The following is a 24,629-nucleotide window of genomic DNA, read 5'->3' as shown; positions in this document are numbered from 1 at the left end:
ACCGGGGCACCGGGGCACCGGGGCACCGGGGCACCAGGGCACCGGGCCGCCCGCCCGCGCAGGAACGTCCGCCCGCGCCGGGCCGCCCGCTCCTCCTACTCGCCCAGGGTGAAGCGGAAGGCCGTGCCCCGCCCCGGCTCGCCGGTCAGCCACAGCTCCCCGCCGTGCCGCTCCACGATCCGCTTCACCACCGCGAGTCCCACGCCCGTGCCCCCGCCGCGCTCGCCCACCTGATGGAGCCGCCGGAACAACTGGAAGACCTCGCCGTGCCGTTCGACGGGAATCCCGATCCCGTTGTCCTCGACGACCACGCTGAGCACCTCAGGCCCTCCAGAGGGCGGAACCGCCGGGAGCGTGTACACCCGTACCCACCGGTCCTCGTGGTCCCCGGCGTACTTGGCGGCGTTGACGAGCAGGTTCACCAGCACCTCGTACAGCCGGTGCGGGTCGGCGTCGACGACCGGAAGGACCTCCGCCCGCTCCACCCGGACCCCGGCCTCGGCCAGCCGCTCGCCGGCGACCTCGAGCGCCCCGTCGAGTACGGAGCCCAGATCCACCGGCTCCCGCCGCAGGCCGGCCCGGCCCAGGCGGGCGTAGTGGAGCAGGGAGTTCAGCAGCTCGTCCATCCGCTCGGCCAGGCGCCGCGTCGTCGCCAGACGGCGCACCGTGACCGGGTCCAGGGAGTCCCCGGCGTCCTCCAGGGCGAAGGTCGCCGCGTTCGAGATCCCGCGCAGCGGCTCCTTCAGGTCGTGCGCCGCCGCGTGCGCGAAGGAGTCCAGGTCCAGGTTGACGGCGCGCAGCTCCTCGTTCAGGGCGGCCAGCCCGTCGGCGTGCCGCAGCAGCAGACCGCTGACGGCGCGCCAGAACTCCTCCGCCGTCGCCTCGTCCGCCGCCGTCCAGGGCAGGCTTCGGCCCCACATCTCCGCGCGGAACACGGCACTGGAACCGCGCGGCGTGAGCCGCTCCCCCCGGGGGCCCAGCCGTACGGGCAGGGCCGGATCGGCGGCCCAGCTGCGCGTGGTGGTCCGCTCCCCGCGCACCCAGGCGAGGAAGTCCCCCGTGGCGTCGAGGGCGATCAGCAGTGCTCCGGCAATCCCGGCCGGCAGGTCCTGCGCACCGGTCGCCTCCGCGAGCCGGTCCGTGCTCCACACCGAGCCCGGTGCCATGCCGGCCGCCCGGTCCCTGAGCAGGGCCACCGTTGCGTCCGGCACCGCGGCACCGGACACGGTGACCCGGCCGTCGCGCAGGACGAGCGCCGCGTCCGCGTCCAGCAGGGTGCGCAGCTCGTCCCCGTGGGCCTCCACCGAGCCGGCGAGGTCCGGCGAGACGGCGTGCAGCAGGAGCGACATGCGCCGGCGCGACTCCAGCAGCGCGTCGCGGTGCTCGCGTTCCTCCAGCGCGGTCAGCTGCAGGGAGAAGGCGACGCCGAAGAACTCGCAGGCCGACCGCAGTTCGGGACTCAGATGGACGGGGGCGTCCCCGTGGCAGGCGATCAGCCCCCACAGCGCGTCCTCGCGGAGCACGCTGACGGACATCGACGAGGAGACGCCGATGTTGCGCAGGTACTCCAGGTGGAAACCGGACACGGTCCGCAGCGTCGCCTGGGACAGGTCCAGGGGCGCGCCGGTCTTCGCGAGCAGGGGAGGGAACAGCCCGGCGCTCGGGTCCTCCACGTCCGCGATCAGCCGGATCCAGTTCTCCGTGTACAGGCGCCGTGCCTGGGGCGGGATGTCGGTCGCGGGGAACCACAGGCCGAGCCACGGTTCGCGCCCCGGGGCGAGGTCCTCCGCGATCACCTCGCCCGGCCCGTCCGCACCGTCGAAGCGGTAGACCACCACCCGGTCGAACCCGGTGAGCGCCCGCATCTCCCGTACGGCCAGATCGCAGCACTCGCCCACCGTGGACGCGGACCGCAGCCGCGCCAGGGCCCGGCGCACCCGCTGGTAGAACGGCGAGAACTCGAACGGCGCCCCTCCGCGGAACGCCTCGAACTCCAGCACGACCAGCTCGTCCAGGCGGTGCGCGGAGAGGGCCAGCCTGCGCCCGGGGGCCGCCCCCGCCGGAGCGTCCACCGGCAGCATCACCTGGCCGTTACCGGCCTCGGCCGTCGCCTCCAGCACCTCGGCCCAGGACGGCGCCCCGAGCACGGCGCCCACCGGGCCGCCGACGAGCTCCCGCGGGCCGGCCCCGAGGAGTTCGGCGCAGTTCTCCGCCGCCACGGCGATCACACCGGTACGGGGATCGGCGGCCAGCAGCGTGCCGTGCGTCTGGATCCCGCCGAGGAGGTGGATCGGCTCCCTCACGCACTCGGAGAGGTCGAACCCGCCGATCGCGGACTCGGCCTCCACCAGCCGGTCCGAAAGCCACTCGTCGTCCATCACACGTCCCCGTTCGCCGAGGCACGGTGGGCCCCGGCCGGCCACGCCCTCGCCGCCATCGTACGGGCGCTCCCTCGCGTCCCGCGTGCCGCCGGGACCAGGCCTCCTGGCCCGGACCGGCGGGAGCGACGGATCCGCCCCCGACGGCCGATACTCGTCGGATGAACGGATCAAGGGCCTCCTGGGTCAACACCACGCACGACTGGGCCGCCACCGTGGACACCGACCACCTCCGCCGGATCCGCCGCGCGCCCGCGGAGTTCGCGCCCGGCGGCCCCGGACACCTCGTCCTCGAAGTCCTCGCCTACGCCGCCGACGAGGCCGAGGGCCGGGGCGGCGGACGATGCACGGTCACACTGCACGCCGACGGCTCGGTGTCCGTGGACGACGACGGCCGCGGCACCGACACCCGGGTCGACGAGCACGGCGAGGTGGTGAGGAAACCCGTCATGGCCACCAAGGACCTCCGCTTCTTCGACCACCCGACGGAACGGCTCCCGGACGGACACCCGCGCCGCGGCATGTCCGTCGTCTCCGCGCTCAGCGAGTGGCTCGTCCACACCAACCGCCGGCTCGACGGCTCCTGGAGTCGTCGCTACGAGCACGGCGTCCCGGTGACCGACCTGCTGCCCGTGGCGGCCGACGGGACCACGGGGACCTGCGTCCGCTTCCTGCCCGACGCAGGCCTGCGCACGCCCTGGTCGCCGGCCGAGGGCGAGCCGGCGACCTGGTCCGCCCACTGGCCCGCCCTCACCGTCCACGTAGAAGACCACCGCGACGACGGCACGCGGCCGCAGCCGTGACCCCTGGCCGCCACCCGGGCACGCACCTCGGGATCCGGGGGGGCGATGAGTCGGACACCGCGTCAGCCTGCCACCCGCCCCCGGGTCCGGCTCGTACCCGGGGGCGGGTGGCGGGTACAGTCCCCTCTCGATCTTGATCGAACTCCGGGGGACGGGGCACTTCATGGCACGGCGGGACGGGTACGGGCGGCAGCCGGAGGGGTGGTCACCGGTAGGGCGCGCCGACGGGGCCCGACCGTATGGGACGCCGCCGGCGGACCGGGAACGGACGCCGCGCCACGGCTGCGTGACGGTACTGATCGCTCCCTTCGTCACGGCCGCCCGCTTCCAGCGGCCCGGCCGCGCAGACCGGCTGGCCGACCCGGCCATAGCCGGGGCCCAGGTGGCCCGTACCGGAATCGGCCTGGGCGCCACGGCCTGGCTGTTCTACGCGTACTCGCTGCGCCAGGGGGCCGAGGACGTGATCAACGACAAGATCACCGAGATGCTGATCGCCGCCGCCGTGCTGATGGTCGTCGGACCGTTGGTCGTCGGCGCCTTCGTGGCCGCGGCCCGGCCGTCGCTGCGCAGCGTCTACCGCCGACGGCTGCCGGGGCCGCTGACCGCGTTCGGCGTCCTCCTCGTCGCGGCGGCCCTGCTGGCCTTCGCCTTCAGACGCGACCTGCACGACCGGCTGTTCGGAGGAGTCGGCGACGCGGGCTTGCTCCTGACCCTGCTCATCAGTCTGACGGCACTCTTCCTGGTGCCCTTCGTCCTGACGTCCTCGGTGCTGTGCGTCCACCACGCCTTCCGGACCGCCGACATCCACGAGGTGCTGCCGCCTCTGCTCTCCCCGGTCGTCGTCGTGGCGATGTCGGTCCTCCAGGCCATCGACGGGCCACCGGTCAACGCCCCGCACAGCGTGTGGTTCCTCTTCCTCGCGGGCGCGCCGCTGTCCGTGACAGGCCTGTCCTTCTGGGAACTCCGCCGACTGCGCACCCACCACGGAATCACCCTCCGCACGGCCCTGGGCCGCTAGCAGCTAGCCTGCGCCCGTGACCGAAGAAACCGACCGGACGCACGGCTCCGGGGAGCTGCCTGACCACCACGCGGTACTGCACGGGACCGACTGGGCGTCCGTCGCCACCGCCTCCGGGACGGGAGAGCACCTGCCGACGGCACTGGTACGACTCGTCGATCCGGACCCGCTGGTGCGGCAGGCGGCCCTCGCGGATGCGTTGCGGCCGGTGAGCCACCAGAACAGCATCTACCCGGCCACCACACCGATCGCGCTCTACGTGGCGGCGATCCTGGGCCATCCGGCTCTCGCGCCGGACGCGCCCCGGAGTGACCGGCGGAGGGCGACCGGGCGACCGACCCTCCTGTCGCTGCTCGACTGGCTCGGCGACACCGCGTACGACGCCGACGACCAATGCCTGGCGCTGTGCGAACTCGACGACAGTGAGGAACTCATCGGCGGGTGCGAGGACATGCACGCGTTCCGGGACGTGAGGCCGGCTCTCTTCCACGCCGTCCGCGCGTTCCTCGATCACGACGACGTGGACGTGCGTCATACGGCGCTCACCGCCGCCCTCCCGCTCGCCGAGCATCCTGCCCTCACCGTCCACCGCAGTGAGTTGGCCGGCCACGCCCGGCGGCTCCTCGCCACCGAAGGCGATCGCCTGCGCCGTGACCGGGTCCTGGACGCGCTGCGGTCCTGGGGGCGCGATACGGGCGGCCTGGAGAACGCGGCCGACGTCGAAGCCCGCCGGCGGTACGCGGCCCGCGCAGCCGCACGCGCGGCCACGGCCGGCGACTGGCCGGGAGGGGGCTACAGCCAGTCACCGCCGTTCTGAGGCGGCCGTCCGCGTCCTCGGCCCGAAGGCGCTCGCGGGGTTCAGGCCCGGGGGTCGCGGCCTGCGGCCACGGCGCGGACGCGGTCGACCTGGAGCCCCGCGACATGGGCGAGGAACTCGAGCTCGGTCTCGCTGATCTTGACGTGCGCGACCACCGTGCCGACGCGCATGACCGCGTCCCCCACGGCGTCGTCCATGAACGCGTCGGTCTCGTCGGCGCCCGAGACCAACGTCACTGGCTTGGAAGGGTCCTTGTAGCGGGCGGCGCCCTTCCGCCGCTCGTCGGCCAGCCCCTTCATGGCGGTGCGCGCCTGCTCGGCCGTCTCGAAGGAGAAGAGGCGGAACTCCGCCCGCGTCCCGTTGGACCCACGCCCTTCGGTGTCCTTGCCGCCGACGGCGATCAGCCCGGTGCAGGCCGTCCCCGTCTCCTTGGCGCAGTGCTTGACGGCCTCGGGGCCTCCGGTCGCCCCGAGCCCGTCACCGGGGTCGCGTACGGTGCGTGCGGGCCCGTCGTCGGCGGGTCGTCGTGCCGGAGTGGTCCGGCCACCGCTCGGCGAACGGAGTGTCCGTGCCCGTACCGAACGTCCTCGCCGTCTACGCGCATCCGGACGACGAGTCCCTCGTGGCCGGGGGAGTGCTCGCCCGGCACGCGGCTGCCGGTGCCCGCACCGCCGTCGTCACGGCCACCTGGGCACCGGACAGCCACCGGGCCGCCGAACTCGCCGAGGCGCTCGCCGTCCTCGGCGCGGGGGAGCCGCGCATGCTCGGATACGCCGACCTGCGTGTCCCCGGCTCCGCCCCCGGCCGGGCCCGGTTCCTCGACGCCCCGCTGGAGGAGGCCGTGGAGCGGGTCGTCGCCCACCTGCGCGACTTCCGGCCGGACGTGGTCCTCACGCACGACGTGCACGGCTCTTCGGGGCACCCCGACCACGTCCACACCCACCACGTCACGCTGCTCGCGGCGCACGCGGCCGGCCACCCGACCGCCTACCCGCAGGCCGGTCCGCCGTGGCAGCCCACGGCCCTGTACCTCTCCGCCCACCCGGAGACCGCCGGTTCGGGCCTGGCCGCTCTGCTCGCGGGGGTGGGCAAGCGGCTGCACACGGTCCCGGACGCGACGGTCACCGCGGCGGTGGACGTCCGTCCCTGGATGGACCGGAAGTGGGCGGCGGTCCGGGCACACCGCTCGGAGACGGCCCGCGCCCGTTCGCTCCCGGCCCTGCTGAGCGGGCTGTCGCCCGCCGACCGGGAGGACGTCATCGGCACGGAGTACTTCGTCCGCCGCGATCTCCTTCCCTCGGTCGGCGGCCTGCGGGAACTGACGCCCTGACGGGCGGACGAAGGGACGGCCGCAGGGGCGGGCGTCAGCAGGCGATGGTGCCCCGGCGCAGTGCGTGGCCGCCGCTGTTGCTGTCGTCGGACCAGTACACGGGCTTGCTCCCGGCGGTGCACTCGTCGGCGCCCGCCAGGGTGAACCCCTCGTTGTTGAGGTTCGGCATGCCTGCGGGCCGGTTGTGGACGGCGGCCGTCGCGAAGGCCCCGGAGGCGTCCACCCGGAACGTGCGGTGCTGCCCGTCGCAGGTGTTGTCGCAGACCGCCCACAGGCGTCCGGCCTGCGGTTCCCACTGCAGCTCCATCACCGCGCCCATGCCGCTGCCGAAGGACGCGACCCGGGTGAAGGCCCCGGAGTCGGCGAGGACATAGCCGTGGATCGTGCCGGTGCCCTCGACACCGACGAAGAACACGCCCGCGCCGTGGGATCCGTAGCGCGCCGGATCGTACGCGGCCCCCGTCGAGGAGTCCTTGAAGCCGGCTGCGGCGAGGTGGGTGTCCGGGACCCAGGTGATGCCCTCGAAACCGAGGTTGGGGCCGACCGCCGGCAGGTCGGAGGTCAGGTTCCACTCCTTGGCGGCGGTCAGCGTGCCCCCGGTGCCGGAGACGTCGTACTTCAGGACGGACAGGCGGCTGCTCCCGGAGGTGTCGCCGTTGCGCTCGGTGGCGATGTACACGCCGGCCGCCGATCCGCCGTCCGTGAGGGTGACGCCCTCACCGTCCGGGCTGCCCGAACCACCCGGGTAGCGCAGGGTCTTGCCGGAGCTCCAGCCGCCGGCGGTGTCGGGGGTCCAGCCGCCGGAGCCGTCGCGGACCAGGCGCCAGAGCCTCCCGCTGTTCTGGGCGGCCCACAGCACGCCGCCCTCCTGGTGGAGCCCGCTCAGGTCCTGCCCGAAGACGCCGGAGGCGTCGGCGGTCGCGACGGTGCCGCCGCCGGGCCAGGCGGTCGGTGCGGTGCCCCCGCCGCCGCCCGAGCAGGAGTTCGCGGAGCCCAGGGTCACCGTGGCCGCCTTGAACGGGCCGGTGCCATCGGGGCAGCGCGACCAGGACGGGGCCGAGTGGGTGCTCCAGGCGAAGCTGTCGACCAGGGTCCCGCCGCCGGGCAGGTAGAGGCGTGCCGTGTCGTCCGAGCCGAGGCCGAACGCGCCGTGGACGTCGAAGGAGCGCGCGGCACCCGGGGCCAGGGTGGTCCCGGACGCGATCGTGTAGGACGAGCCGTCCTTGTCGTCCTTGAGGACCCAGCCGGAGAGGTCGACCGCCGATCCGCCCTTGTTGTACAGCTCGATCGAGTCCTCGACGCTTCCGGTGGTGACCACCTCGTTGATACGGACGTCGTCGGAGGGCGCGGCCTGGGCGGGGGCTGCGGTGAGCACGCCGGCCAGCGCCGATCCGAGGGCGAGCAGGAGAGCGGGTCGGAGGTGCCGGCGGGGCGCGCGTGATGCGGTCACGGTGGGTCCGTCCAGGGTTCGGGGAAGTCGGGCGCCCCGACAGTCGGGCGCGGACCGGACGGGACGACTCCCGTGGGGCGGACGGCTCGTGAACGATGGCCGAAGTTCGCGGGGCGGGACGACCGAGGGCCCGGCCCGGGCCCGCGGTCGCCGGTGGAACACCGGTCGGCCCCGTGCCCCTACCCTGATCGGATGAACGTGTTCCGCGGTGGTGACGGCCGGTCCCTGGAGATGACGAACAGCGGCACGGCGGTGTTCGTGGACGTGCTGTCGCTCGCGGTGGCGGCGCTGGCCCGCGAGCCGTGGCACTTCCGCTTCGCGGCCCTGCTGACGCTCCAGAACCAGAACGTGATGGGACGCGGGGTGGTCGGTTTCGGCCTCGCGGACCTCGACTGGGGGGACGGGCCCGAGGAGCGGGCCGCGGCGAAGGAGTTCCTGCTGAGCGTCCTCGACCTGGCGCTGTCCCGCCACCGGTGGGAGGAACTGGCCTACGAGGCCCCGCGGGCCGAGGGGCACCTGAGGGCGTACCGGGACATGGTGGAGGCCTTCGAGCCCGCCACCGCGCGGACCGGCGCGGGGGTCCTGCCCGGCCCGGAGGAGGCGGCGATGGCCTCGTGCGTACGTCACCGGGTGCTGGAGGCACTGCCGTTCTGGGAGGCGTGCGTGTTCTGCACGGCCGGGTTCGAGGCACCCGACGACCGGCCTCCCCATGACCGGTGACCGGTGACTCATGACCCGCGCCCCCGTGACCCATGACGGGCACCCGGCGCCTCCGGCGCGTCGCCGTTCCGCCCCGGCCCGCCCCGGGCCCCGTCCGCTCAGCGGCAGATCCAGTGGCTGTCGCGGATCGCGTGCCGGCGCCGCTCCCCGTCGGGGCGGGTCACCACCAGGGTGTCGTCCTCGTACGAGAGCCGGTCGCCGGCGGCGGCGAACACCGGAGCGTCCAGCTGAACCGGAAATCGGGGCGCAGCAGGAACCAGTCGATCGGCAGCATGCGGGCGAGCGGGGTGACCCCGTCGCAGTTCACCAGCACGGGCCGGGCCTCCTCGGGCGCGGTGGGGTGCGGCGACGGCCGCCGCGGACCCGAGCGTACCCGCAGGTCGCAGCGGCGCGTCAGGCCTTCAGGGCCCGGCCCGCGATGGCCAGGGTGAGGCGGCGGGGAGCCAGGCCCGCCGCCACCGCGGACAGCCTGTTGCCCAGGCCGGCGACGATGCTCGGCGGGCTGCTGCGCCGGTCCAGGGCCCGCAGGGTCGCCGTCACGACCTGTTCCGGGGTGGCCATCCGCCCCACGGCCGCGTCGTCGCTGCCCACGACGTCGAAGAACTCCGTCCGCACCGGCCCGGGGGAGACCGCCAGGACGCGCAGCGAGGACGCCCGGGTCTCGTAGGCGACGGCTTCGGTGAAGTTCAGCACGAAGGCCTTGGTCGCCCCGTAGACGGCCATCGAGGGGGTGGGCTGATAGGCGGCGGCGCTGGCGACCGTCACCAGGGCGCCCCGTCCGTCGGCGGTCATCTGCGGCAGGAACTGCCTGGTCAGCTCGGTCAGCGCGATCACGTTCAGCTGGATCATCTCGTTGATCCGCGCGGGCTCCTGGCCGGCGAACGCGCCGTGGCTGCCGAATCCCGCGTTGTTGACCAGCGTCTGCACCCGGATGCCGCGGGTATCCAGCTCCGCGTGCAGCGCGGCCGCGGCGCCCGGTGCCGAGAGGTCCGCGGCCACCACGTGCGCGCGGGTCCCGTAGCGGGCCTCCAGGTCCTCGGCCAGCCGCTCCAGCCTGTCGAGGCGCCGGGCGACGAGCACGACGTCCGCTCCGCGCCCGGCCCACTGGCGTGCGAACTCGACACCGAGGCCGGAACTGGCCCCGGTGATCAGAGCGGTGGTCCCGCGGTATGTCATAGACATCGTAGGTACTCCGTTTCGAGACTTCGGTGACACCTGGTCCATCGAATGTAGACAGAGTAAACATTGTAGTCAATGACAACATGAGAGGGGATGGTCTTGGTCCACGCCGAAACCCCCTACCACCACGGCAACCTGCGCGCGGCACTGCTGGAGCGCGCCGAGGCCGTCCTGGCGTCCCAGGGGGCCGACAGCCTCTCCCTGCGGGGCCTCGCGCGCGACCTCGGCGTCAGCCACGCGGCGCCGGGCCGGCACTTCCGGGACCGCCGGGCGCTGCTCGACGCCCTGGCCGTCACCGGCTTCCACCGGCTGAACGAGCGGATGCACGCCGAGGCCGAGGCCCCCGGCCCCGTCACCGACCGGCTGGCCGGCCTCGGGCGCGCCTACGTCGACTTCGCCGTCGCCCACGCGCCCCTGCTGAGCCTGATGTTCACCGCCAAGCACGCCGACGAGTCCACTCCCGAGCTCCGCGAGCTCGGCCACCGGAGCCTGGAGATCGCCGCCGGGCTGATCGCCGACGCCCAGCGGGAAGGTGCCGTACGGGCGGGCGATCCGGGCCGCCTCGCGCAGGTGGCGTTCTCCACCCTGCACGGCCTCGCACTCCTAGCGGTCGGCTCGCTCCTGGAGGACACCCCGCTGCCCGAGGCCACCGAGCTGGCCCTGGACGTCCTGCTGACCGGCCTCGCCGCCGGCCCGTCGACCCCGGACGTCACGGACGCCCCGGCCCCGCCGCACCCGGACGCCCCGGCCGGGAACTGACCCGGCGGGGCGCACCGCCCGGGCGCACGGCCGGGCCCCACGGCGGGCCCCGACGCCGTATCGCCCGGGCGCCCGCCGGAGCCCGTCGGAGTGCGGCTGACAGGCGCCGGTACGGCCACCGCAGATGACGGTCCGTCAGCGTTGTCGGTGGTGGCCCCTACGTTGACGTCCATGAGCCGATCCCTCCAGGCACTCGCCTACGCACGCCCGTCCGCCCTGACCGACCACCGCGGCGGCCACCTCCTCGGACTGGAGACCTCCGGCGGGCTGACCCCGGTCGGCCCCGAGGCCCACCCGCAGTTCTTCGCCGGATTCCTGAGCGCCCCCCAGGCAGCGGCCCGCGGCCTGCTCGCCGTCGCGGACGTCGCCGCCGCCCGCTACTACCAGCGCACCCTGCGGGCCTCCCTGGACCCTGTCGTCACGGCCAACGGCGACCGGCTGCGCTTCGAGTCCTTCTCCGGATGCTGTGGGGTGTACGCCCGGCTCGACGTGCTCCCCGACGGCCTCGACGGCGCCGACACCGGTCACGGCACCACCAACGTCGACGTCAACAACCCGCTGCGCGAGGCCCTTTCCCGGCTGACCGGCGACGAACCGCTGCACCTGCGCGTCGGCCCCGACGAGCTGGCCGTCACCACGCTCGACGGTCCCGTGGTGGAGAAGAAGGTGCCGCTGCCCGACCGCTGGCTGCGCGGCTTCGCCGAAGCCCAGGTGGTCACCGCCGGGTTCGACCTGCGCGCCGAGCTGTCCGCGGCCGAGGCCGTCCGCTTCCTGCGGTCCCTCCCGCGCGCCGCCGGCACGGCCGGCGGAGGCCGGCGGGCCCCGCTGTGGGTGGTGCCCGCCGGGCGCACCCTGCGCCCCACCACCCGGCCCGTCCCCGGCGCCGTCTGCCTGCCCGGCCCCGAGCGGCTCGCGGCCCTCCAGCGGGTCCTGCGGCACGCCACCGGACTGCGCGTGTACGGGCCGGCCGGCCACGACGGCGCGGCGACGGCCGCCGCCTGGGAGGTCATGCTGCCGGGCATGCGCCTGACCCTCACGCTCTCCCCGGACGCGTCCCGCGGGTTCTCCGGCGAGGGCGGCGTCCTGGAGGCGCTGGCCACCGACGAGGCGGCCGCCGACGCCGACCTGGTGGGCGTCCTGCTCGCCTGGGAGCCGCGCGTCGACGTCACCGACCTCGCCGACCAGAGCGGGCTGAGTACCGAACGGGTCCGCGCCGCCCTCGTCCGGCTCGGCACCGCGGGCCGCGTCGGGTACGACACCGCGGAGGCCGGCTACTTCCACCGCGAACTGCCCTACGACGCGGGCCGCGCCGAACGCCACAACCCCCGCCTCGTCGCGGCCCGGGCCCTCCTCGCCGACGGTGCGGTCGTCCGGCACGAGGACTCCACCGCCACCGTGCGCTCCGGCGAGCGCCGCTACCAGGTCCGCGAGGCTCCCGGCGGGGTGCTCAGCTGCACCTGCCGCTGGTGGGCCGACCACCGGGGCCGCCGCGGCCCCTGCAAGCACGCCCTGGCCGTCCGCATGGCCGCGCGCGACAGCGCCGCCCTTGCCGGAACCGCCCCGTCACCGTCCCCGTCCGCGGCCGTCCCGACCGCCACGGCACCCGCCCCGCTGAACACCGCGTCCGTGAACGCCCCGTCCGCCTCCGGAGAGATCCTGTGAACACCCTGCTCGACGCCGTCCGCGGCGGCCGCATCTACCTGGTCGCCGGCCTGGTCAACGGCCTCGACCCCGCCGAGCGCCGCGCCCGGATCCCCGAACTGGCCGCCCTGCGCAAGGAGATACGGGGCTGGGGATGGAGCCGCCGCTGGGACGAGGCGCGCACCCTGCGGGCCCTGCTCCTCGCCGGAGCGCTCTGCCACACGGGCGCCGCGGCCGCCGCCTCCTGGATCGGCGCCCGCGAGCTGCGCGACGGGCGCGACCGCGACACGGCGTTCCTCGCCCCGCTGCTCGCCGACCGGGATCCCGCGTGGCGCGCCGACGTCGCACACCGCCTCGCCGCCCGCGCCACCACCGTCCACGACGACTACCCGCTCATCCGGGCGCTGCTGGGGGGCACCGAATCCCCCGCTCCCACCGCCGAGGGGTTCGTGCACGCCTGGACGGAGCAGCTCACCGTCGACCGGACGCACGGCGGCCGCAGGGCGGGGCGCGTCCCGCGCCGCACCCTGCGCACGGCCCTGCGCGAGGAGCCGTACCTGGGCGAGCTCGTCGCGCTGCTCTTCGAGACGGCCGAGCCTGCCCCCGCCCTCGACCGCTACGACGACCCCCGCCGACCCGGCACCTGGCCCGCCGAACTGGCCCACCTGGCCGCCGAGGGCCTCGTGGAACGCCGGGTCCTCGTGGACGGCGCCGTCGCCCGGCTGCTGCGCGGCGGCCGCGCGAACGGGCTCGGCTTCTGCACCGACCTGCTCGACGTCCTCGACCTCGGCCCGGAGGAGCGGCAGGAGCGCACCGCGGACTGGACCGCCCTCGCCGCCGACGCGCCGTCCCCCGTGGCCGGCCGCGCCCAGCAGATCCTCGCCGGACTGTCCGCCGAAGGGCGCCTGCCCGCCGACCGGCTCGCCGAGATGTCCGGCGCCGTGCTCTTCCGCCCCGAGAAGAAGCTGGTCCGCGCGCAGCTGGTGCTGCTGGGCAAGGCACTGCGCCGTGCCCCCGACGACCGCCACGTCCTCCTGCCGGCCGTCACCGCCGCCTTCGGGCACGCCGACTCGGCCCTCCAGGAACGCGCCCTGCGACTCGTCACCACCCACCTGCGTGCCGGTGACGACGCCCTGCGCGCCGAGCTGGCCCCCGAGGCCGAACAGCTCGGCCCGGTGCTGCGCCGCACCGCCGCGGAACTGCTCGGCAGCCCCGTCGACGCCCCCGCCCCCGCCGCCTACGCGGAGACCCTGCCGCCCGCGCCGGACCGGCGCCCCCTGACCACCGGCGGGACGCCGTCGCCCGCCGAGACCGTCGAACGCGTGGCGGCCCTCGTGCAGTCCTCCGACGCGGCCATGACGGAGACCGAAACGGCCCTCGACCTCCTGGTCCGCCACGCCCACCGGGACCGGGCCGCCCTGGCCGCGGGTCTCCTCCCGGCCCTCGCCGACCGCTACTGGGCGGACACGGCGACCAGCCACTGCGTGGACCCCGACGCGCTGCCGGGCCTCGAGGTGGTCGCCGCGGCCGTCCTCGGGCGGGTGAGGGCGGCCGACCTGTCGCCCGACCGCATGATCGGCGGCGCCGGATTCGGCCAGGACTGCGTGCACGACGCCCTGCACCGGATCACGGTCGCCCGGCTGCGCGAAGCCGCCCTGCGGATCCTGACCGATCCGCTGCCCTTCCTCCTCGCCACGCCCACCTGGGAGTCGGGCACGCTGGAACCGCTGGACCTCGTCGAGCGCCTCGCCGCTTACCGCAGCCTGGGTGTCGCGCCGGGCCCCGTCGACTTCGCCCAGGCCCTGCTGCGCGTCCGCCGCGACCCGTCCGCCGCCGCGCCCGCGGCCGGCCTCGGCACCCCCGAAGGCCACCGCCTCGCGGCCTGGCTCACCGGCGACGGGGCCCCGGCCGTACCCACCCGGACCGTCAAGGACGCCGACACGCGCCCGCGCTTCTGGTGGGGCGGCGACCGCGAGACCGTCCCGCGCGTCATCCTGGAGAGCGCCGAACGCCTGGTGATCCAGAAGCAGTTCCCCGCCGTCTTCCACATGCTCGGACGGCCGTACACCGGGAGCGCGAACCGCTGCTGGCACTGGCGCGGCTGGACGCTCCCGCTCCTCGCGGTCATGCCCGAGGACCGCGAGACGCACGCCGTGTGGCTCCTGCCGCACCTGACCGGCTGCGCCTCCTTCGAGGAGCGCGGCGCCGGTGAACTCCTCTCCCGCCTGGCGGAACTGGGCGGTCCGGCCGGGCCCGCGCTGCACCTGGCCGTGGCGACGGGGCTGGGTGCCCGGCACACCGAGGACCGGCTCGCCGCGGTGGACGCGCTGCTCGGCCTCGCCGGCCGGGGGGAGCTGGACCCGGCGCTGGTCGGGCGGGACCTCGCCGAACTCCTCGCCCTGGGCACCGTCAAGCCGAACCGGCTGGCCGACGCGGCCCGGACGGCTGCCGCCACCGGGGCGTACGCCACCACCTGGGCGGTGCTGTCGGAGGCGCTGCCCGCGGCCCTCGCGGACGGCGCGGCACGGGGCGCGGGCGAGCTGCTGGCCGTCGCCGCCGACTGCGTCGAACAATGCGGGGCGGCGGGGCCGCTGCCGGGGGGCCTGGAAGCGGCCGCCGCCCGCACGGGCACCTCCCAGCTGGTGACCCAGGCGCGCCGACTGCGCGCGGCCCTGGAGATCGACGGCCTTGCTGCGCGGGCCTGCTGAGCGGCGGCGGTCCGACGCCGGGCGCACCCGCCTGCGGGGGCGCCCGGGCCGTCACAGGAAGTTGTTGGGCCAGATCATCGTGCGCCACATGTGGGCCACGGGCGACCCGTCGAAGCCCAGCCCCTGTTCCGGCTGCCGGAAGTGACGGCCCACGACGTCCTCGAACTCCGCGAACTCCACCTCCGCGGCCGGGTCGAAGGTGTACACGTCGTTCAGGGTGATCATGCGGGCGGACATGTACCAGCGGTGCCGGCGCGCCGTCGCGTAGGCCTCCCTGGTGTGCTCCGGGGGCTCGTACTCGGCGCCGAAGAACCCTTCGTAGGCCTGCGGGTAGCCGTACCCGACGCTGTCGTCCGGGAAGTACCGCAGGACCTCGTGCTGGCGGATCGCCCAGGCCACCTCCTCGTCCACGTACGGCTCCACGAGCTGGGCGCCCCAGTGCCCGTGATGGCTGCGCAGCAGCCCCGCCACGGAGATGTCGTGCAGCAGGCAGGCCAGCACCACCTTGTCGTCCAGCCCCTGTTCGCGGGCCCGCCGGGCGCTCTGCAGCATGTGCCGTACGGTGAACGGGTCCAGGGCGAGCCGCAGCCGGAAGTAGTCGGCGAGGGTGGGGCGTTCGGGCATCGCGGGCAGGGTGTGGTTGTCGCCCATCATGAACACCTCACCCGGGCCGAGCGCGGCCAGCAGCCGGTCTCCGGGGTGGTGTCCGTCGGTGCCGAGCGTGGCGGCCGCCGGCGGGCAGATGACTCGGACGTACTCCTGCTGGCCGTGGGACACGTACTGCCTTCCAGATCGGGGGACCGGCGGGGCGCCGGTGGCCCGATCTCAGCAGCATGATCACGACGCGCCGCGCCGTCTTCACCCGTACGGCGGAGCGCACGCCGGTAATTCACCGGGAAAGGTGGACGGCGTGCGGCGCGGCCCGCACGCCGGGTCCGTACGCCGTGGTGCGGCCCCGTGTCCGGTGGGCGCGCGGCTCGTTGGGCAGGCCATGTCGAAGATCGTGAAAGCCGCTCTCGCGGTGGCCCTGACCCTCCTGGCGGCCGGTCCCGCCGCCGCCGACGAAGTCCACCGCGACTCCCACAACGCACCGGTGGTGGCGCTGATCAGCACCGGCCAGATCGACGACCCTCTGGAGGACGTGCTCGAACACGCGCTGAACTTCGGGGGCGGACGGGGCAGCGAGTGACCCGGGGGACGGCGGGACCGCGGTGATGCGGAACGGGGCCCGCCGACACCGGCGGGCCCCGTCCTCACACGTGCGGCACGATCACAGCACGGCGACCGTGAAGGCGTTGTCCACGTAGTTGCCGCGCAGGTCGTACGTGTAGACGGTGATGGCGTCCGGGCCGCAGACGCCGTTGGGGGCCGTGCTGAAGCTGCGGCGGTTGGTGTTCGGCAGCTCGACCTGGACCACGCTGAAGGCCAGGTTGACCTCTTCGCTGACGTTCACGCAGTAGCGGCCGGTGTTGACGTGCCGCACCCAGTCGATGTTCTTCGCCCGCCGCAGCGCCCCGGAGGCGCTGACGTCCGCCGCGGCCTGGACGTAGGGCGAGGTGATCGGCATCGGGTCCGCCGCGGCGGCCGCCGCGGGAACGGCGAGTGCTCCGGTCAGGACGGCGGCGGCTGGCAGGACGGACATCAAGCGGCGCATCACTCACACTCCCGGCGAAGGCGGCCCACAGCGAGTTGCGGACGGTTCCCCCACCTTCGGCCGGAACGCACCACGGCGCGGCCGCCACGCCGACCGGGGGTGGGCCAACCGGTGCGGAAGGTCACCCGCCTGGCCCGGCGGGACCCCCCGTTCGGCCCGCCCGGCCGTCGGTTGGCCCTGCCGTCGGTCCGCCGCGCCCCGGGCGGGACCGCGGCGTACCGGCTCAGGCGGAGGCGTCCGCGAGCGACCAGCGGTGCAGCAGGTCGCCGTCCCGGGTCAGCCAGGTGCCGTCTCCCAGCGGGGTGACCTCCTCGCCGGCCGGGACCGGGTAGTCCAGCCGGCCCAGCGGGCGCAGCCCCTCCGCCCGTACGAGCCAGTGGCGGTGTTCGGGCGGCGCGTTCTCGGGGTACACCCGGCCCGGCACCAGGACGTGCCGCCCGTCCAGGACCTCGGCGCAGGAGAACTCGTCGTTCTCCGGATCGACCCCCAGTTCCGTCAGGTCGAGCAGGGCCGTCCGTTCCGCCGAGGCGAGGTCGTACACCGCCAGCTCGTCGCGGTCGTCGTCGGGGAAGACGTGCTCGGCGAACCGCTGGGTGAGTGCCCCGCCGCCCGGGAGGAACCCGGCGACGGAGTGCATCCACGTGCCGCCGAGGAACCGGAGCCCGTCGGCCGACGGCTGCGCCCACCAGGTCGACCAGCTGTGCCAGGCGGTCCAGCACGACACCCCCAGGGCGGTGCCGTCCGCACGCCAGGCCTGGACGGTTCCCGAGGTCAGCGAGCGGAGCTGCTTGCGGTCGATCACCGCGCCCGTCCCCGCGTCGAGGAGCAGCAGCGCGTCCCAGGTGTAGTCGGGCCGGGGCCCCTGGTCGTGGACGAGCGCCGCCTTGTCCCGTTCGGGTTCGACGGTGGGTACGACGACGCTCACCAGCCGTCCGTCCGGGCTGACCGACGGGGCAGCGGGCGCCCCGCCCGTCCCGTGCCAGGGGTCGTGCGGACGGGTCCAGCGGGTGCTGCCGTCGGGGCTTACGGCGCGCACCGACGCGGGCCCGGCCACCACGAAGCCGCCGTCGGCCGTCGGGGCCGCCCGCTCGCCCTCCCCGGTGCGCAGGACGTGCGCGGGACGGTCGGTCCGGCCCGCGAGGAAGTCCTCGCGGTCGTGCACCTCCGCGCGTCCGGGTGTGCGGACGAGGAGCCGCCCGCCCGGGAGCGGCTCGACGCCGCCCGGTGTCCTCGTCGTACCGCGTGCCACGACGCCGATCCGTTCGTCCCCCGTTGTGTGCATGGCTCCATGATCGCAGCCGGGGTAGGGCGCGTGCCGGCCGGTTACGCGGGCCGGTGCGGCCGCGCGGGTCGACGCCCGTTCAGAACTCGCCGTAGCGCATGCGGCCCAGGGCCGTCATCGGCCGGTCGTGGGCGGCGATGGGGGCGGGGAGGCAGGTGGAGCCGGTCAGGTAGCGGTCCACGGCCGCGGCCGCGGCCCGGCCTTCGGCGATGGCCCACACCACCAGGGACTGGCCGCGGCCCGCGTCGCCCGCCACGAACACCCCGGGGGCCCGTCCGCCGGCCGCGGCGAAGCCGGCGTCGCGCGCGAAGTTGCCGCGCTCGTCGAGCTCGAGCCCCAGCTGCTCCCGCAGTCCGCCGGCGCGTTCCGGGCCCGAGAACCCGAGGGCGAGCAGGACCAGTCCGGCCGGGACGACGTGTTCGGTGCCGGCCAGCGCGCTGCGCGAGACCGGCTCGACGGCGGTCAGCCGCAGCCCCCGCACCCGGCCCGTGGTGTCCCCGTCGAAGCGGAGGGTGGCGCGGGCGAACAGCCGGGGGTCCCGGCCGGCGTGCCCGCGCGCCTCCTCGTGGGCGTGGGAGATCCGGTACGTCCGCGGATACACGGGCCAGGGGTCGGCCTCCGGGCGGCCGGTGCCCGGCTCGGGGTTGATGTCGATCTGGACGACGGACAGCGCCCCCTGCCGCAGGGCGGTCCCCAGGCAGTCGGAGCCGGTGTCGCCGCCGCCCACGATGACCACGTGCCGGCCCTCGGCGGTGATGTCCGGTGCGGCGCAGTCCCCCTCCTGCACCCGGTTGGCGCAGGTCAGGTACTCCATGGCCTGGTGGATGCCCCGGAGCGCGCGGCCCGGGACGGGCAGCTCGCGGCGCTCGCCGGCGCCGACCGCGACCACGAGGGCGTCGCACCGGCCCCGCAGTCCGGCGGCCGGGCCGGCGTCGGTGGAGCCGCCCACGTCCGCACCCGTGACGAAGACCGTGCCCTCGGCCCGCATCTGCTCGATGCGGCGGTCCAGGCCGGCCTTCTCCATCTTGAACTCCGGTATGCCGTACCGCAGCAGGCCGCCGATCCGGTCGGCGCGCTCGTGGACCGTGACCGCGTGTCCGGCCCGGGTGAGCTGCTGCGCCGCGGCCAGCCCGGCGGGGCCGGACCCGATGACGGCCACCGTCCGGCCGCTGCTGCGCTCCGGAGGCCGGGGCACCATGCGGCCGCTGCGCAGGCCCTCGTCCGCGATGGCCTGCTCGACGTTCTTGATGGTCACCGGGTCGGCGTTGATGGCGAGGACGCAGGCGTCCTCACAGGGGGCCGGGCAGAGCCGTCCCGTGGCCTCCGGGAAGTTGTTGGTGGCGAGCAGGCGTTCGTAGGCCGCGGGCCAGTCGGCGTGTGCGGCGTACGCGTTCCACTCGGGGATCAGGTTCCCCAGGGGGCAGCCCGTGTGGCAGAAGGGGATCCCGCAGTCCATGCAGCGGTCGGCCTGACGGGCGACGAGGGGCAGCAGCGCCTGTCCCGCGTACACCTCGTGCCAGTCGTGGAGCCGTTCCCCGACGGGCCGGGCCGGGACGGGCTCGCGGGGGATCCTGAGGAAGCCGAACGGATCGGTCACGCGCCGCCTCCCTGGATCGTTCGCGTACGCGCGCTCTGTGCCGGTTCGACCAGGTTACGCCGCACGAGTCTGCGGCGTAAGGCAGAAGTCAGAGCCCCGATGCTTCTTGTAATCGTTTCAGATTCATGAAGAGAACCTTTCATTCGAAGGCTTGATGCCTTATTCGATCTACGATCCATTCACCGCTTCGTTGACCCTCCTCCGCACATGGATCACACAATGACTTCTGCACTGCCGCGCCGGCGCGCCCTGCTCGCCGCGTCCACCGCCACCGCCCTCGCCCTCCTGGTGTCCGGCTGCGGTGCGGGCGGCGCGGACGACCACCGCATCAGGGTCGGCGTCTCCGGCGACTCCCCGGAGTGGGACGTCCTCGCCGCGGAGGCCAAGAAGGAGGGCCTGACCGTCGAGACGGTCGTCTTCGACGACTACTCGCTCCCCAACAAGGCCCTCAGCGCGGGCGACATCGAGCTCAACGCCTTCCAGCACCTGGTGTTCCTCGCCCAGTCCAACACCGAGAACAAGACCGACATCGCCCCCATCGCGGCGACCACCGTCGTCCCCCTCGGCCTCTACTCCCGCAAGCACCGGCAACTCGCCGACCTCCCCGACCGGGCCGAGATCGCCCTCCCCAACGACCCCGCCAACCAGGGCCGCGCACTGCGCGTCCTGGAACAGGCCCAGCTGATCCGGCTGCGCGAGGACGCCGGCCTGTTCGCCACCCCCGACGACATCACCGCCGACCCCAAGCACCTCAAGCTCACCCCGGTCAACGCCCAGCAGACTCCCCGCACCCTCCAGGACGCCGACGCCGCCGTCATCAACGACGGAGTCGCCGAACTCGCCGGCATCAAGGCCGACACCGCCCTGTTCAAGGACGACCCCGCCGCCCCCGCGTCCGTCCCGTACCTCAACGTCATCGCCGCCCGCGCCGACCAGAAGGACAACGCCGACTACCAGAAGGTCGTCAGGCTCTACGCCTCCCGGGCCGTGCAGGACGAGGTGCGCCGCACCAGCAACGGCACCGCCCACCACGTCGAGCTGCCCGCCGCCGACCTCCAGGCCGAGGTCGAGCGCATCCAGAAGCAGCTGCGACGATGACCGCCGCCATCGAACTCCGCGACGTCACCAAGGAGTTCCCGAACGGAGCACGCGCCGTCGACGGCGTCGGCCTCACCGTCGAAGCCGGCACGGTCTGCGGAGTCGTCGGCCACAGCGGCGCCGGCAAGTCCACTCTCCTGCGCCTGGTCAACGGCCTGGAGGAGCCGACCTCGGGAAGCGTCCTGCTGGACGGCCAGGACATCGGCGCCCTCGGGGAACGCCGCCTGCGCCCCATCCGCCGCGACATCGGCATGATCTTCCAGCAGTTCAACCTCTTCCGCTCGCGCACCGTCCTCGGCAACGTCCTCTACCCGCTGCGCCTCGCCGGACTCGGCCGGGCGGCCGCCCGCGCCCGCGCCGAGGAGACGCTGGACTTCGTGGGCCTCGCCGGGCATGGCGCGCGCCACCCCGAACAGCTCTCGGGCGGCCAGCGTCAGCGCGTAGGGATCGCCCGCGCGCTCGCCACCCGCCCCAAGGTGCTCCTCTGCGACGAAGCCACCTCCGCCCTCGACCCGCAGACCACCGAAGAGGTCCTGGCACTCCTGCACCGCGTCAACCGCGAGCTGGGCGTCACCATCCTGCTCATCACCCACGAGATGGACGTCGTCCGCACCCTGTGCGACCGCGTCGCCGTGATGGAGGACGGCCGGATCGTCGAGAACGGCGAGGTCTACGAGGTCTTCGCGCGGCCCCGCCACGCGACCACCGCCGCGTTCGTCCGCTCCGCCCGGCACAGCGAGCCCGACCCCGGCCTCCTGGAACGGCTCCGCGCCCGCCACCCCGGCCGGCTGCTCACCCTGCCCGTCGCCGACGGCCGCCCCGGACTCGACGGCCTGTCGAAGCTCCTGCACGCCCACGACGTCGACTTCACCCTCGTCCACGGCGGCGTGGGCGAGGTACGCGGACGACCCCTGGGCAGCGTCACCGTGGAACTGCGCGGCGAGGCCGCCGCGGTCCAGGCCGTCGTCGACGGACTCACCGAGCCCGGCCGCGTGGAAGCGGGTGCGCGATGAAGGCCGACTGGAGCACCTTCTGGCCCAAGGTCCTCGACGCCACCGGAGAGACCGTCTACATGGTGCTGGTCACCCTGGCCCTGTCGACGGTCGGGGGCCTCGCCGTGGGCCTCACCCTCTACGCGACCCGCAAGGGCGGCATCCTGCCCAACCGGTTCGTGCACGCCGTCCTCGGCTCGCTCATCAACGTGATCCGGCCCGTCCCCTTCATCATCGCGATCGTCGCGCTCGCCCCGGTCACCCGCGGGGTCGTCGGCACCATGATCGGCACCAATGCCGCGATCTTCCCGATGACGGTGGTCGCCACCTTCGGCATTGCCCGGATCGTCGAGTCCAACCTGCTCTCCGTCGAACCCGGGGTGATCGAGGCGGCCCGCTCGATGGGCGCGAGCCCGTTGCGGATCCTGCTCACCGTCCTCGTCCCCGAGGCACTGGGCCCCCTGGTCCTCGGCCTGACCTTCATGCTGGTCGCACTGATCGACTTCTCGGCGGTCGCCGGCACGGTCGGCGGCGGAGGCGTCGGGAACCTGGCCATGACCTACGGCTACCTGCGCTTCGACACCTCGGTGATGGTGGTGACGGTCCTCGTCCTCATCGTCCTCGTCCAGTCGGCCCAGTTCCTCGGCAACGCGGTCTCCCGCAAGGTCCTGCGCCGCTGACCGGAGCCGGACCCGGCCGGGCCGGGAACCGGAACCGGAACCGGAGCCGGACCGGGCCCGGGAGCCCTCAGCCGGCGGCGTTCGGCGAGATCGCCAGGATCGCCACGTCGTCGTGCAGGCTCCGGGCGTGGCGGGGCAGGTCGGTGTCGAGGAAGTCGACCACCTCCGCCGGGCCCGGGGCCGCCCGGCCCCCTAACCGGTGCGCCAGCCGCTCCAGCAGCAGCACGTCGCCCGGGGCGAGCGGGTGGCTCCACACCGCCCGCCCGTCGGACTCCGCCAGGCTGCCCAGGCCCAGCGGCAGGCCCGGCGGGTCGTCCGGCACGCGCACCTCGCCCCCGGAGATCAGCACGGGTTCCACGTGCCCGTGGTTGGACAGCCGCACGCGCTGCGCCCCGCTGTCGTACTCGACCAGCAGCGCCGTCGAGCACAGCTCCTCGTCCGGGATCTCCTTCGCCTCGCGGGCCAGCCGGCGTTCCAGCCGGGCCGCGACCACCTCCAGGCCCACGCCCTCGTGGGCCGCCTCGCGGAAACTGCCGAGGACCGCCGCGACCGCGTGCACCGCCTGGAGGCCCTTGCCCCGTACGTCGCCGATGACGGCCCGTTCCCCGGACGGGGTGGACCGGATGTCGAACAGGTCGCCGCCCACCATGGTGCCCGCCTCGCTCGGCCGGTACAGACCGGCCGCCAGCACCTGCCCGACCTGGTGCGGGACCGGCTGCAGCAGGGTCCGCATCAGGGCCCCCCGCAACGGAGTTGGCGTGCACCGGATGACGTTCCTGCCGCCGGCGGTGCAGGGCGAGGGCCGTGGCGAGGACGCCCACGACGGCGGTGGCGATGTCGGCCGTCACACGGTGGGTCTCCCCGAGGTGCCGGGCGCCCGCGGCGAGCAACCCCTCCAGGAGGATCGCGAACACCGTCAGCCGGGGCGAAGCCCTCCAGGTCCGCGTCGACGGCGCGGGGCTCGCGCGCGCGGCTCCCCTTCACACGGGCCTCCGGACCAGAGTTCCACCGACCGTCACAGCCTGCGTAGCGGGGCGCCCCGATCGGGCCATTGCGCCGAACGCAGCGTGTTGCCCGCAGCCCCGCAGCCCCGCAGCCCTGTGGCTCCGCGCCCTCCCGGTGGTCAGCCGGTGGCCGTGACGCGCACCAGGTCGTGGTCGGAGACGGCGGGATCCAGGGGCAGGGCGTCCGCGTCGGCCGTCCGGAAGCCGGGGGAGTCCAGGAAGACGTAGTCGAGCTTCTTCGCACCGAACGTCGGCTCGCCCGAACGGCATGCGGACGCGGCGGGCGGGCACCCGGCCGCATCGAAGAACTCCCGGTCGGTCTCGTCGGCTTCGAGGAAGGACCCGATGGCGCCGTCCCCGCGCTCGGGCAGGTAGAAGCGCGACAGGGTGTCCGTGCGGGGGGAGTGGTTGAAGTCCCCGCCGAGGACGACGGAGAAGCCCTCCGCCAGCCACCGCCCGGCCTGCTCCGCCAGCCGGTCCGCCTCGGGCACGGCCAGGGTGCCGTCGTCCCAGTAGAGGTGGACCGAGCAGGACCAGGTGGGCCGGTCCGCGAGCAGGGCCAGGGCGCACGGGACCGTGATCGGCTCGCGCTCGCCCCCGACCGTCAGGTCCAGCTCGGCCGTTCCCGACAGCGGCCCGCGGACGATGACGGCGTTGCCGTAGGCGTGGCCCTCGCAGATGGCCGGATTGCCCGCGGGAAGGGTGGCCGAGTGCACACCGCTGTACCCGGCGGGGCCGAGCCGGTCGAGCAGCTCCTCGTACTGGTGCTCGCACACCTCCTGGAGGAAGAGCTGGTCGGCTCCCCAGCCGCCCGAGGGATCCGCTTCGGCGACGACCGCCGCGATCCGGCGCTCCCGGTCGTACGGGGGACCGGAGCACATGTTGCCGCAGATGTTGTAGCTGGACAGCCGGACCGTCCCGGCCGCCGCGGAGACGGCCGTGGCCGCGGGCGCGGCGAAGGACGGAGCCGGTGGAGTGGTGGCGGCGAGGAGGCTGAGGACGGAGACGAGGCCGGGGAGGGCGAGGACGGCAGGGTGTCGGCGCACACCGGTGATGCCTGCCCTGCCGGACCGTCACCCTCACATCGCTCAGAAGTCGGTGACGGCCAGCCAGATCTGCAGCTCGTGGTCTCCGTCCCCGACCAGCTCGAAGAGCTGCAGCACCAGCCGCCGGCCGTCGGCCTCCCACGCCACGGCCCATTCGCCGTCCCCCGTACGCAGGAGCGTGCCGGGGTGCGCGAGGGGTTCGCCGAACCGTTCGCGCAGCCGCCGCTCGCAGGTGTCGAGGACCTCCGCGAAGCGCTCCTGGGTCTCCTCCAGGAGGAAGGGGTACTCGGTCAGCCACGCGGCGTCGAGCCGGCTGCTCGCCACGACACGGACCGCGCCGAAGTGGGTGCGCTCCAGGTCGTGGTCGTCCAGCTCGTCGAGGTCGTACGGGTCCTCGTTGCGCTCCAGGAGGGAGCTGGGCCGGAACTCACGGGCGGGCAGGTCGAGCAGCTCCCGCACGGCCGCGCCGGGGT

The 24,629-nt window shown here is 74.6% G+C and carries 23 protein-coding genes; 12 read left to right on the top strand and 11 right to left on the bottom strand.

Features of this window, described 5'->3' with window-relative positions:
* Positions 1-95: 95 nt before the first annotated feature.
* Positions 96-2,378 (bottom strand): ATP-binding protein, encoded by a 2,283-nt coding sequence (locus tag ACPU2J_RS01875; RefSeq protein ID WP_423832578.1) that lies wholly within the window; start codon positions 2,376-2,378, stop codon positions 96-98.
* 161 nt (positions 2,379-2,539) lie between these two features.
* Here ACPU2J_RS01875 and ACPU2J_RS01870 point away from each other — a divergent pair, with 161 nt between their 5' ends.
* From ACPU2J_RS01870 to ACPU2J_RS01860, 3 genes are all read left to right on the top strand, one after another.
* Positions 2,540-3,181 carry an ATP-binding protein gene (locus tag ACPU2J_RS01870; RefSeq protein ID WP_423832577.1) on the top strand — a complete coding sequence of 214 codons (642 nt, stop codon included), beginning with the start codon at positions 2,540-2,542 and terminating at the stop codon, positions 3,179-3,181.
* Positions 3,182-3,467: 286 nt separating this feature from the next.
* On the top strand, positions 3,468-4,199 hold the full coding sequence (locus ACPU2J_RS01865) for a hypothetical protein (protein WP_423832576.1): 732 nt from the start codon (positions 3,468-3,470) through the stop codon (positions 4,197-4,199).
* A gap of 16 nt (positions 4,200-4,215) precedes the next feature.
* Entirely contained in the window at positions 4,216-5,016 is an 801-nt protein-coding gene (locus tag ACPU2J_RS01860; protein ID WP_420082035.1) for a hypothetical protein, read from the top strand.
* Between the two features lie 41 nt (positions 5,017-5,057).
* Here the strand turns inward: ACPU2J_RS01860 and ACPU2J_RS01855 are convergent, their stop codons facing one another.
* Positions 5,058-5,315, bottom strand: a complete 258-nt coding sequence (locus ACPU2J_RS01855) for a hypothetical protein (RefSeq protein WP_423832575.1) — start codon at positions 5,313-5,315, stop codon at positions 5,058-5,060.
* A gap of 269 nt (positions 5,316-5,584) precedes the next feature.
* Between ACPU2J_RS01855 and ACPU2J_RS01850 the strand changes: the two genes are divergently transcribed.
* On the top strand, positions 5,585-6,346 hold the full coding sequence (locus ACPU2J_RS01850; protein WP_423832574.1) for a PIG-L deacetylase family protein: 762 nt from the start codon (positions 5,585-5,587) through the stop codon (positions 6,344-6,346).
* Positions 6,347-6,380: 34 nt separating this feature from the next.
* Here ACPU2J_RS01850 and ACPU2J_RS01845 read toward each other — a convergent pair whose 3' ends face one another.
* Positions 6,381-7,796, bottom strand: coding sequence for a lamin tail domain-containing protein (locus tag ACPU2J_RS01845; RefSeq protein ID WP_423832573.1), 1,416 nt, complete (start codon positions 7,794-7,796; stop codon positions 6,381-6,383).
* 192 nt (positions 7,797-7,988) lie between these two features.
* Between ACPU2J_RS01845 and ACPU2J_RS01840 the strand changes: the two genes are divergently transcribed.
* Entirely contained in the window at positions 7,989-8,516 is a 528-nt protein-coding gene (locus tag ACPU2J_RS01840) for a hypothetical protein (RefSeq protein WP_423832572.1), read from the top strand.
* A 393-nt stretch (positions 8,517-8,909) separates the two neighbouring features.
* Here the strand turns inward: ACPU2J_RS01840 and ACPU2J_RS01835 are convergent, their stop codons facing one another.
* Positions 8,910-9,698, bottom strand: a complete 789-nt coding sequence (locus ACPU2J_RS01835) for an SDR family NAD(P)-dependent oxidoreductase (protein ID WP_420082041.1) — start codon at positions 9,696-9,698, stop codon at positions 8,910-8,912.
* A 96-nt stretch (positions 9,699-9,794) separates the two neighbouring features.
* On the opposite strand from ACPU2J_RS01835, the gene ACPU2J_RS01830 reads away from it, so the two are divergent.
* From ACPU2J_RS01830 to ACPU2J_RS01820, 3 genes are all read left to right on the top strand, one after another.
* Positions 9,795-10,454 carry a TetR/AcrR family transcriptional regulator gene (locus ACPU2J_RS01830; protein ID WP_420082042.1) on the top strand — a complete coding sequence of 220 codons (660 nt, stop codon included), beginning with the start codon at positions 9,795-9,797 and terminating at the stop codon, positions 10,452-10,454.
* A gap of 171 nt (positions 10,455-10,625) precedes the next feature.
* Positions 10,626-12,116 carry an SWIM zinc finger family protein gene (locus tag ACPU2J_RS01825; protein ID WP_423832571.1) on the top strand — a complete coding sequence of 497 codons (1,491 nt, stop codon included), beginning with the start codon at positions 10,626-10,628 and terminating at the stop codon, positions 12,114-12,116.
* The gene (locus ACPU2J_RS01820) at positions 12,113-14,803 is read left to right on the top strand and encodes a DUF6493 family protein (protein ID WP_423832570.1); all 2,691 of its coding nucleotides are present in this window, start codon (positions 12,113-12,115) and stop codon (positions 14,801-14,803) included. The genes ACPU2J_RS01825 and ACPU2J_RS01820 overlap by 4 nt, the downstream gene beginning before the upstream one ends.
* Before the next feature lie 51 nt (positions 14,804-14,854).
* Here the strand turns inward: ACPU2J_RS01820 and ACPU2J_RS01815 are convergent, their stop codons facing one another.
* Positions 14,855-15,580 (bottom strand): HD domain-containing protein, encoded by a 726-nt coding sequence (locus ACPU2J_RS01815; protein WP_361606479.1) that lies wholly within the window; start codon positions 15,578-15,580, stop codon positions 14,855-14,857.
* Between the two features lie 214 nt (positions 15,581-15,794).
* On the opposite strand from ACPU2J_RS01815, the gene ACPU2J_RS01810 reads away from it, so the two are divergent.
* Positions 15,795-15,992 (top strand): hypothetical protein, encoded by a 198-nt coding sequence (locus ACPU2J_RS01810; protein WP_420082045.1) that lies wholly within the window; start codon positions 15,795-15,797, stop codon positions 15,990-15,992.
* Positions 15,993-16,073: 81 nt separating this feature from the next.
* Here the strand turns inward: ACPU2J_RS01810 and ACPU2J_RS01805 are convergent, their stop codons facing one another.
* The 3 genes from ACPU2J_RS01805 to ACPU2J_RS01795 all read right to left on the bottom strand — a co-directional run bounded on the left by ACPU2J_RS01805 (position 16,074) and on the right by ACPU2J_RS01795 (position 19,336).
* Positions 16,074-16,445 carry a hypothetical protein gene (locus ACPU2J_RS01805; RefSeq protein WP_361606473.1) on the bottom strand — a complete coding sequence of 124 codons (372 nt, stop codon included), beginning with the start codon at positions 16,443-16,445 and terminating at the stop codon, positions 16,074-16,076.
* Positions 16,446-16,680: 235 nt separating this feature from the next.
* Positions 16,681-17,739, bottom strand: a complete 1,059-nt coding sequence (locus ACPU2J_RS01800) for a hypothetical protein (RefSeq protein ID WP_423832569.1) — start codon at positions 17,737-17,739, stop codon at positions 16,681-16,683.
* Positions 17,740-17,818: 79 nt separating this feature from the next.
* A complete protein-coding gene (locus ACPU2J_RS01795; protein WP_420082047.1) occupies positions 17,819-19,336 on the bottom strand; it encodes a glutamate synthase subunit beta in 1,518 nt (505 codons plus the stop codon).
* 219 nt (positions 19,337-19,555) lie between these two features.
* Here ACPU2J_RS01795 and ACPU2J_RS01790 point away from each other — a divergent pair, with 219 nt between their 5' ends.
* From ACPU2J_RS01790 to ACPU2J_RS01780, 3 genes are read left to right on the top strand one after another with little or no spacing between them, the layout of a single operon-like run.
* Positions 19,556-20,434, top strand: coding sequence for a MetQ/NlpA family ABC transporter substrate-binding protein (locus ACPU2J_RS01790; protein WP_423832568.1), 879 nt, complete (start codon positions 19,556-19,558; stop codon positions 20,432-20,434).
* A complete protein-coding gene (locus tag ACPU2J_RS01785) occupies positions 20,431-21,447 on the top strand; it encodes a methionine ABC transporter ATP-binding protein (protein WP_423832567.1) in 1,017 nt (338 codons plus the stop codon). The genes ACPU2J_RS01790 and ACPU2J_RS01785 overlap by 4 nt, the downstream gene beginning before the upstream one ends.
* Entirely contained in the window at positions 21,444-22,106 is a 663-nt protein-coding gene (locus tag ACPU2J_RS01780; RefSeq protein WP_361606458.1) for a methionine ABC transporter permease, read from the top strand. The genes ACPU2J_RS01785 and ACPU2J_RS01780 overlap by 4 nt, the downstream gene beginning before the upstream one ends.
* A 67-nt stretch (positions 22,107-22,173) precedes the next feature.
* Here ACPU2J_RS01780 and ACPU2J_RS01775 read toward each other — a convergent pair whose 3' ends face one another.
* The 3 genes from ACPU2J_RS01775 to ACPU2J_RS01765 form a co-directional block, all read right to left on the bottom strand.
* Positions 22,174-22,839: a PP2C family protein-serine/threonine phosphatase gene (locus tag ACPU2J_RS01775; protein ID WP_423832566.1), complete on the bottom strand. Its 666-nt coding sequence runs from the start codon at positions 22,837-22,839 to the stop codon at positions 22,174-22,176.
* A gap of 390 nt (positions 22,840-23,229) precedes the next feature.
* Positions 23,230-24,156, bottom strand: a complete 927-nt coding sequence (locus ACPU2J_RS01770) for an endonuclease/exonuclease/phosphatase family protein (protein WP_423832565.1) — start codon at positions 24,154-24,156, stop codon at positions 23,230-23,232.
* Positions 24,157-24,198: 42 nt separating this feature from the next.
* Positions 24,199-24,615 (bottom strand): hypothetical protein, encoded by a 417-nt coding sequence (locus tag ACPU2J_RS01765; protein WP_423832564.1) that lies wholly within the window; start codon positions 24,613-24,615, stop codon positions 24,199-24,201.
* Between the last annotated feature and the right edge of the window lie 14 nt (positions 24,616-24,629).

It is taken from the genome of Streptomyces manipurensis (assembly GCF_049570255.1).
GTDB lineage: Bacteria > Actinomycetota > Actinomycetes > Streptomycetales > Streptomycetaceae > Streptomyces > Streptomyces manipurensis.
The sequence above is the reverse complement of the archived record's forward strand: the minus strand, read 5'-3'. Positions and strand labels throughout refer to the sequence as shown.

Coding starts and splice junctions, on each gene's coding strand:
- ACPU2J_RS01875 (WP_423832578.1), bottom strand. CDS start 2,378: ATGGACGACGAGTGGCTTTCGGACCGGCTGGTGGAGGCCGAGTCCGCG.
- ACPU2J_RS01870 (WP_423832577.1), top strand. CDS start 2,540: ATGAACGGATCAAGGGCCTCCTGGGTCAACACCACGCACGACTGGGCC.
- ACPU2J_RS01855 (WP_423832575.1), bottom strand. CDS start 5,315: ATGAAGGGGCTGGCCGACGAGCGGCGGAAGGGCGCCGCCCGCTACAAG.
- ACPU2J_RS01840 (WP_423832572.1), top strand. CDS start 7,989: ATGAACGTGTTCCGCGGTGGTGACGGCCGGTCCCTGGAGATGACGAAC.
- ACPU2J_RS01835 (WP_420082041.1), bottom strand. CDS start 9,698: ATGTCTATGACATACCGCGGGACCACCGCTCTGATCACCGGGGCCAGT.
- ACPU2J_RS01825 (WP_423832571.1), top strand. CDS start 10,626: ATGAGCCGATCCCTCCAGGCACTCGCCTACGCACGCCCGTCCGCCCTG.
- ACPU2J_RS01810 (WP_420082045.1), top strand. CDS start 15,795: ATGTCGAAGATCGTGAAAGCCGCTCTCGCGGTGGCCCTGACCCTCCTG.
- ACPU2J_RS01805 (WP_361606473.1), bottom strand. CDS start 16,445: ATGTCCGTCCTGCCAGCCGCCGCCGTCCTGACCGGAGCACTCGCCGTT.
- ACPU2J_RS01800 (WP_423832569.1), bottom strand. CDS start 17,739: ATGCACACAACGGGGGACGAACGGATCGGCGTCGTGGCACGCGGTACG.
- ACPU2J_RS01790 (WP_423832568.1), top strand. CDS start 19,556: ATGACTTCTGCACTGCCGCGCCGGCGCGCCCTGCTCGCCGCGTCCACC.
- ACPU2J_RS01785 (WP_423832567.1), top strand. CDS start 20,431: ATGACCGCCGCCATCGAACTCCGCGACGTCACCAAGGAGTTCCCGAAC.
- ACPU2J_RS01780 (WP_361606458.1), top strand. CDS start 21,444: ATGAAGGCCGACTGGAGCACCTTCTGGCCCAAGGTCCTCGACGCCACC.
- ACPU2J_RS01775 (WP_423832566.1), bottom strand. CDS start 22,839: ATGCGGACCCTGCTGCAGCCGGTCCCGCACCAGGTCGGGCAGGTGCTG.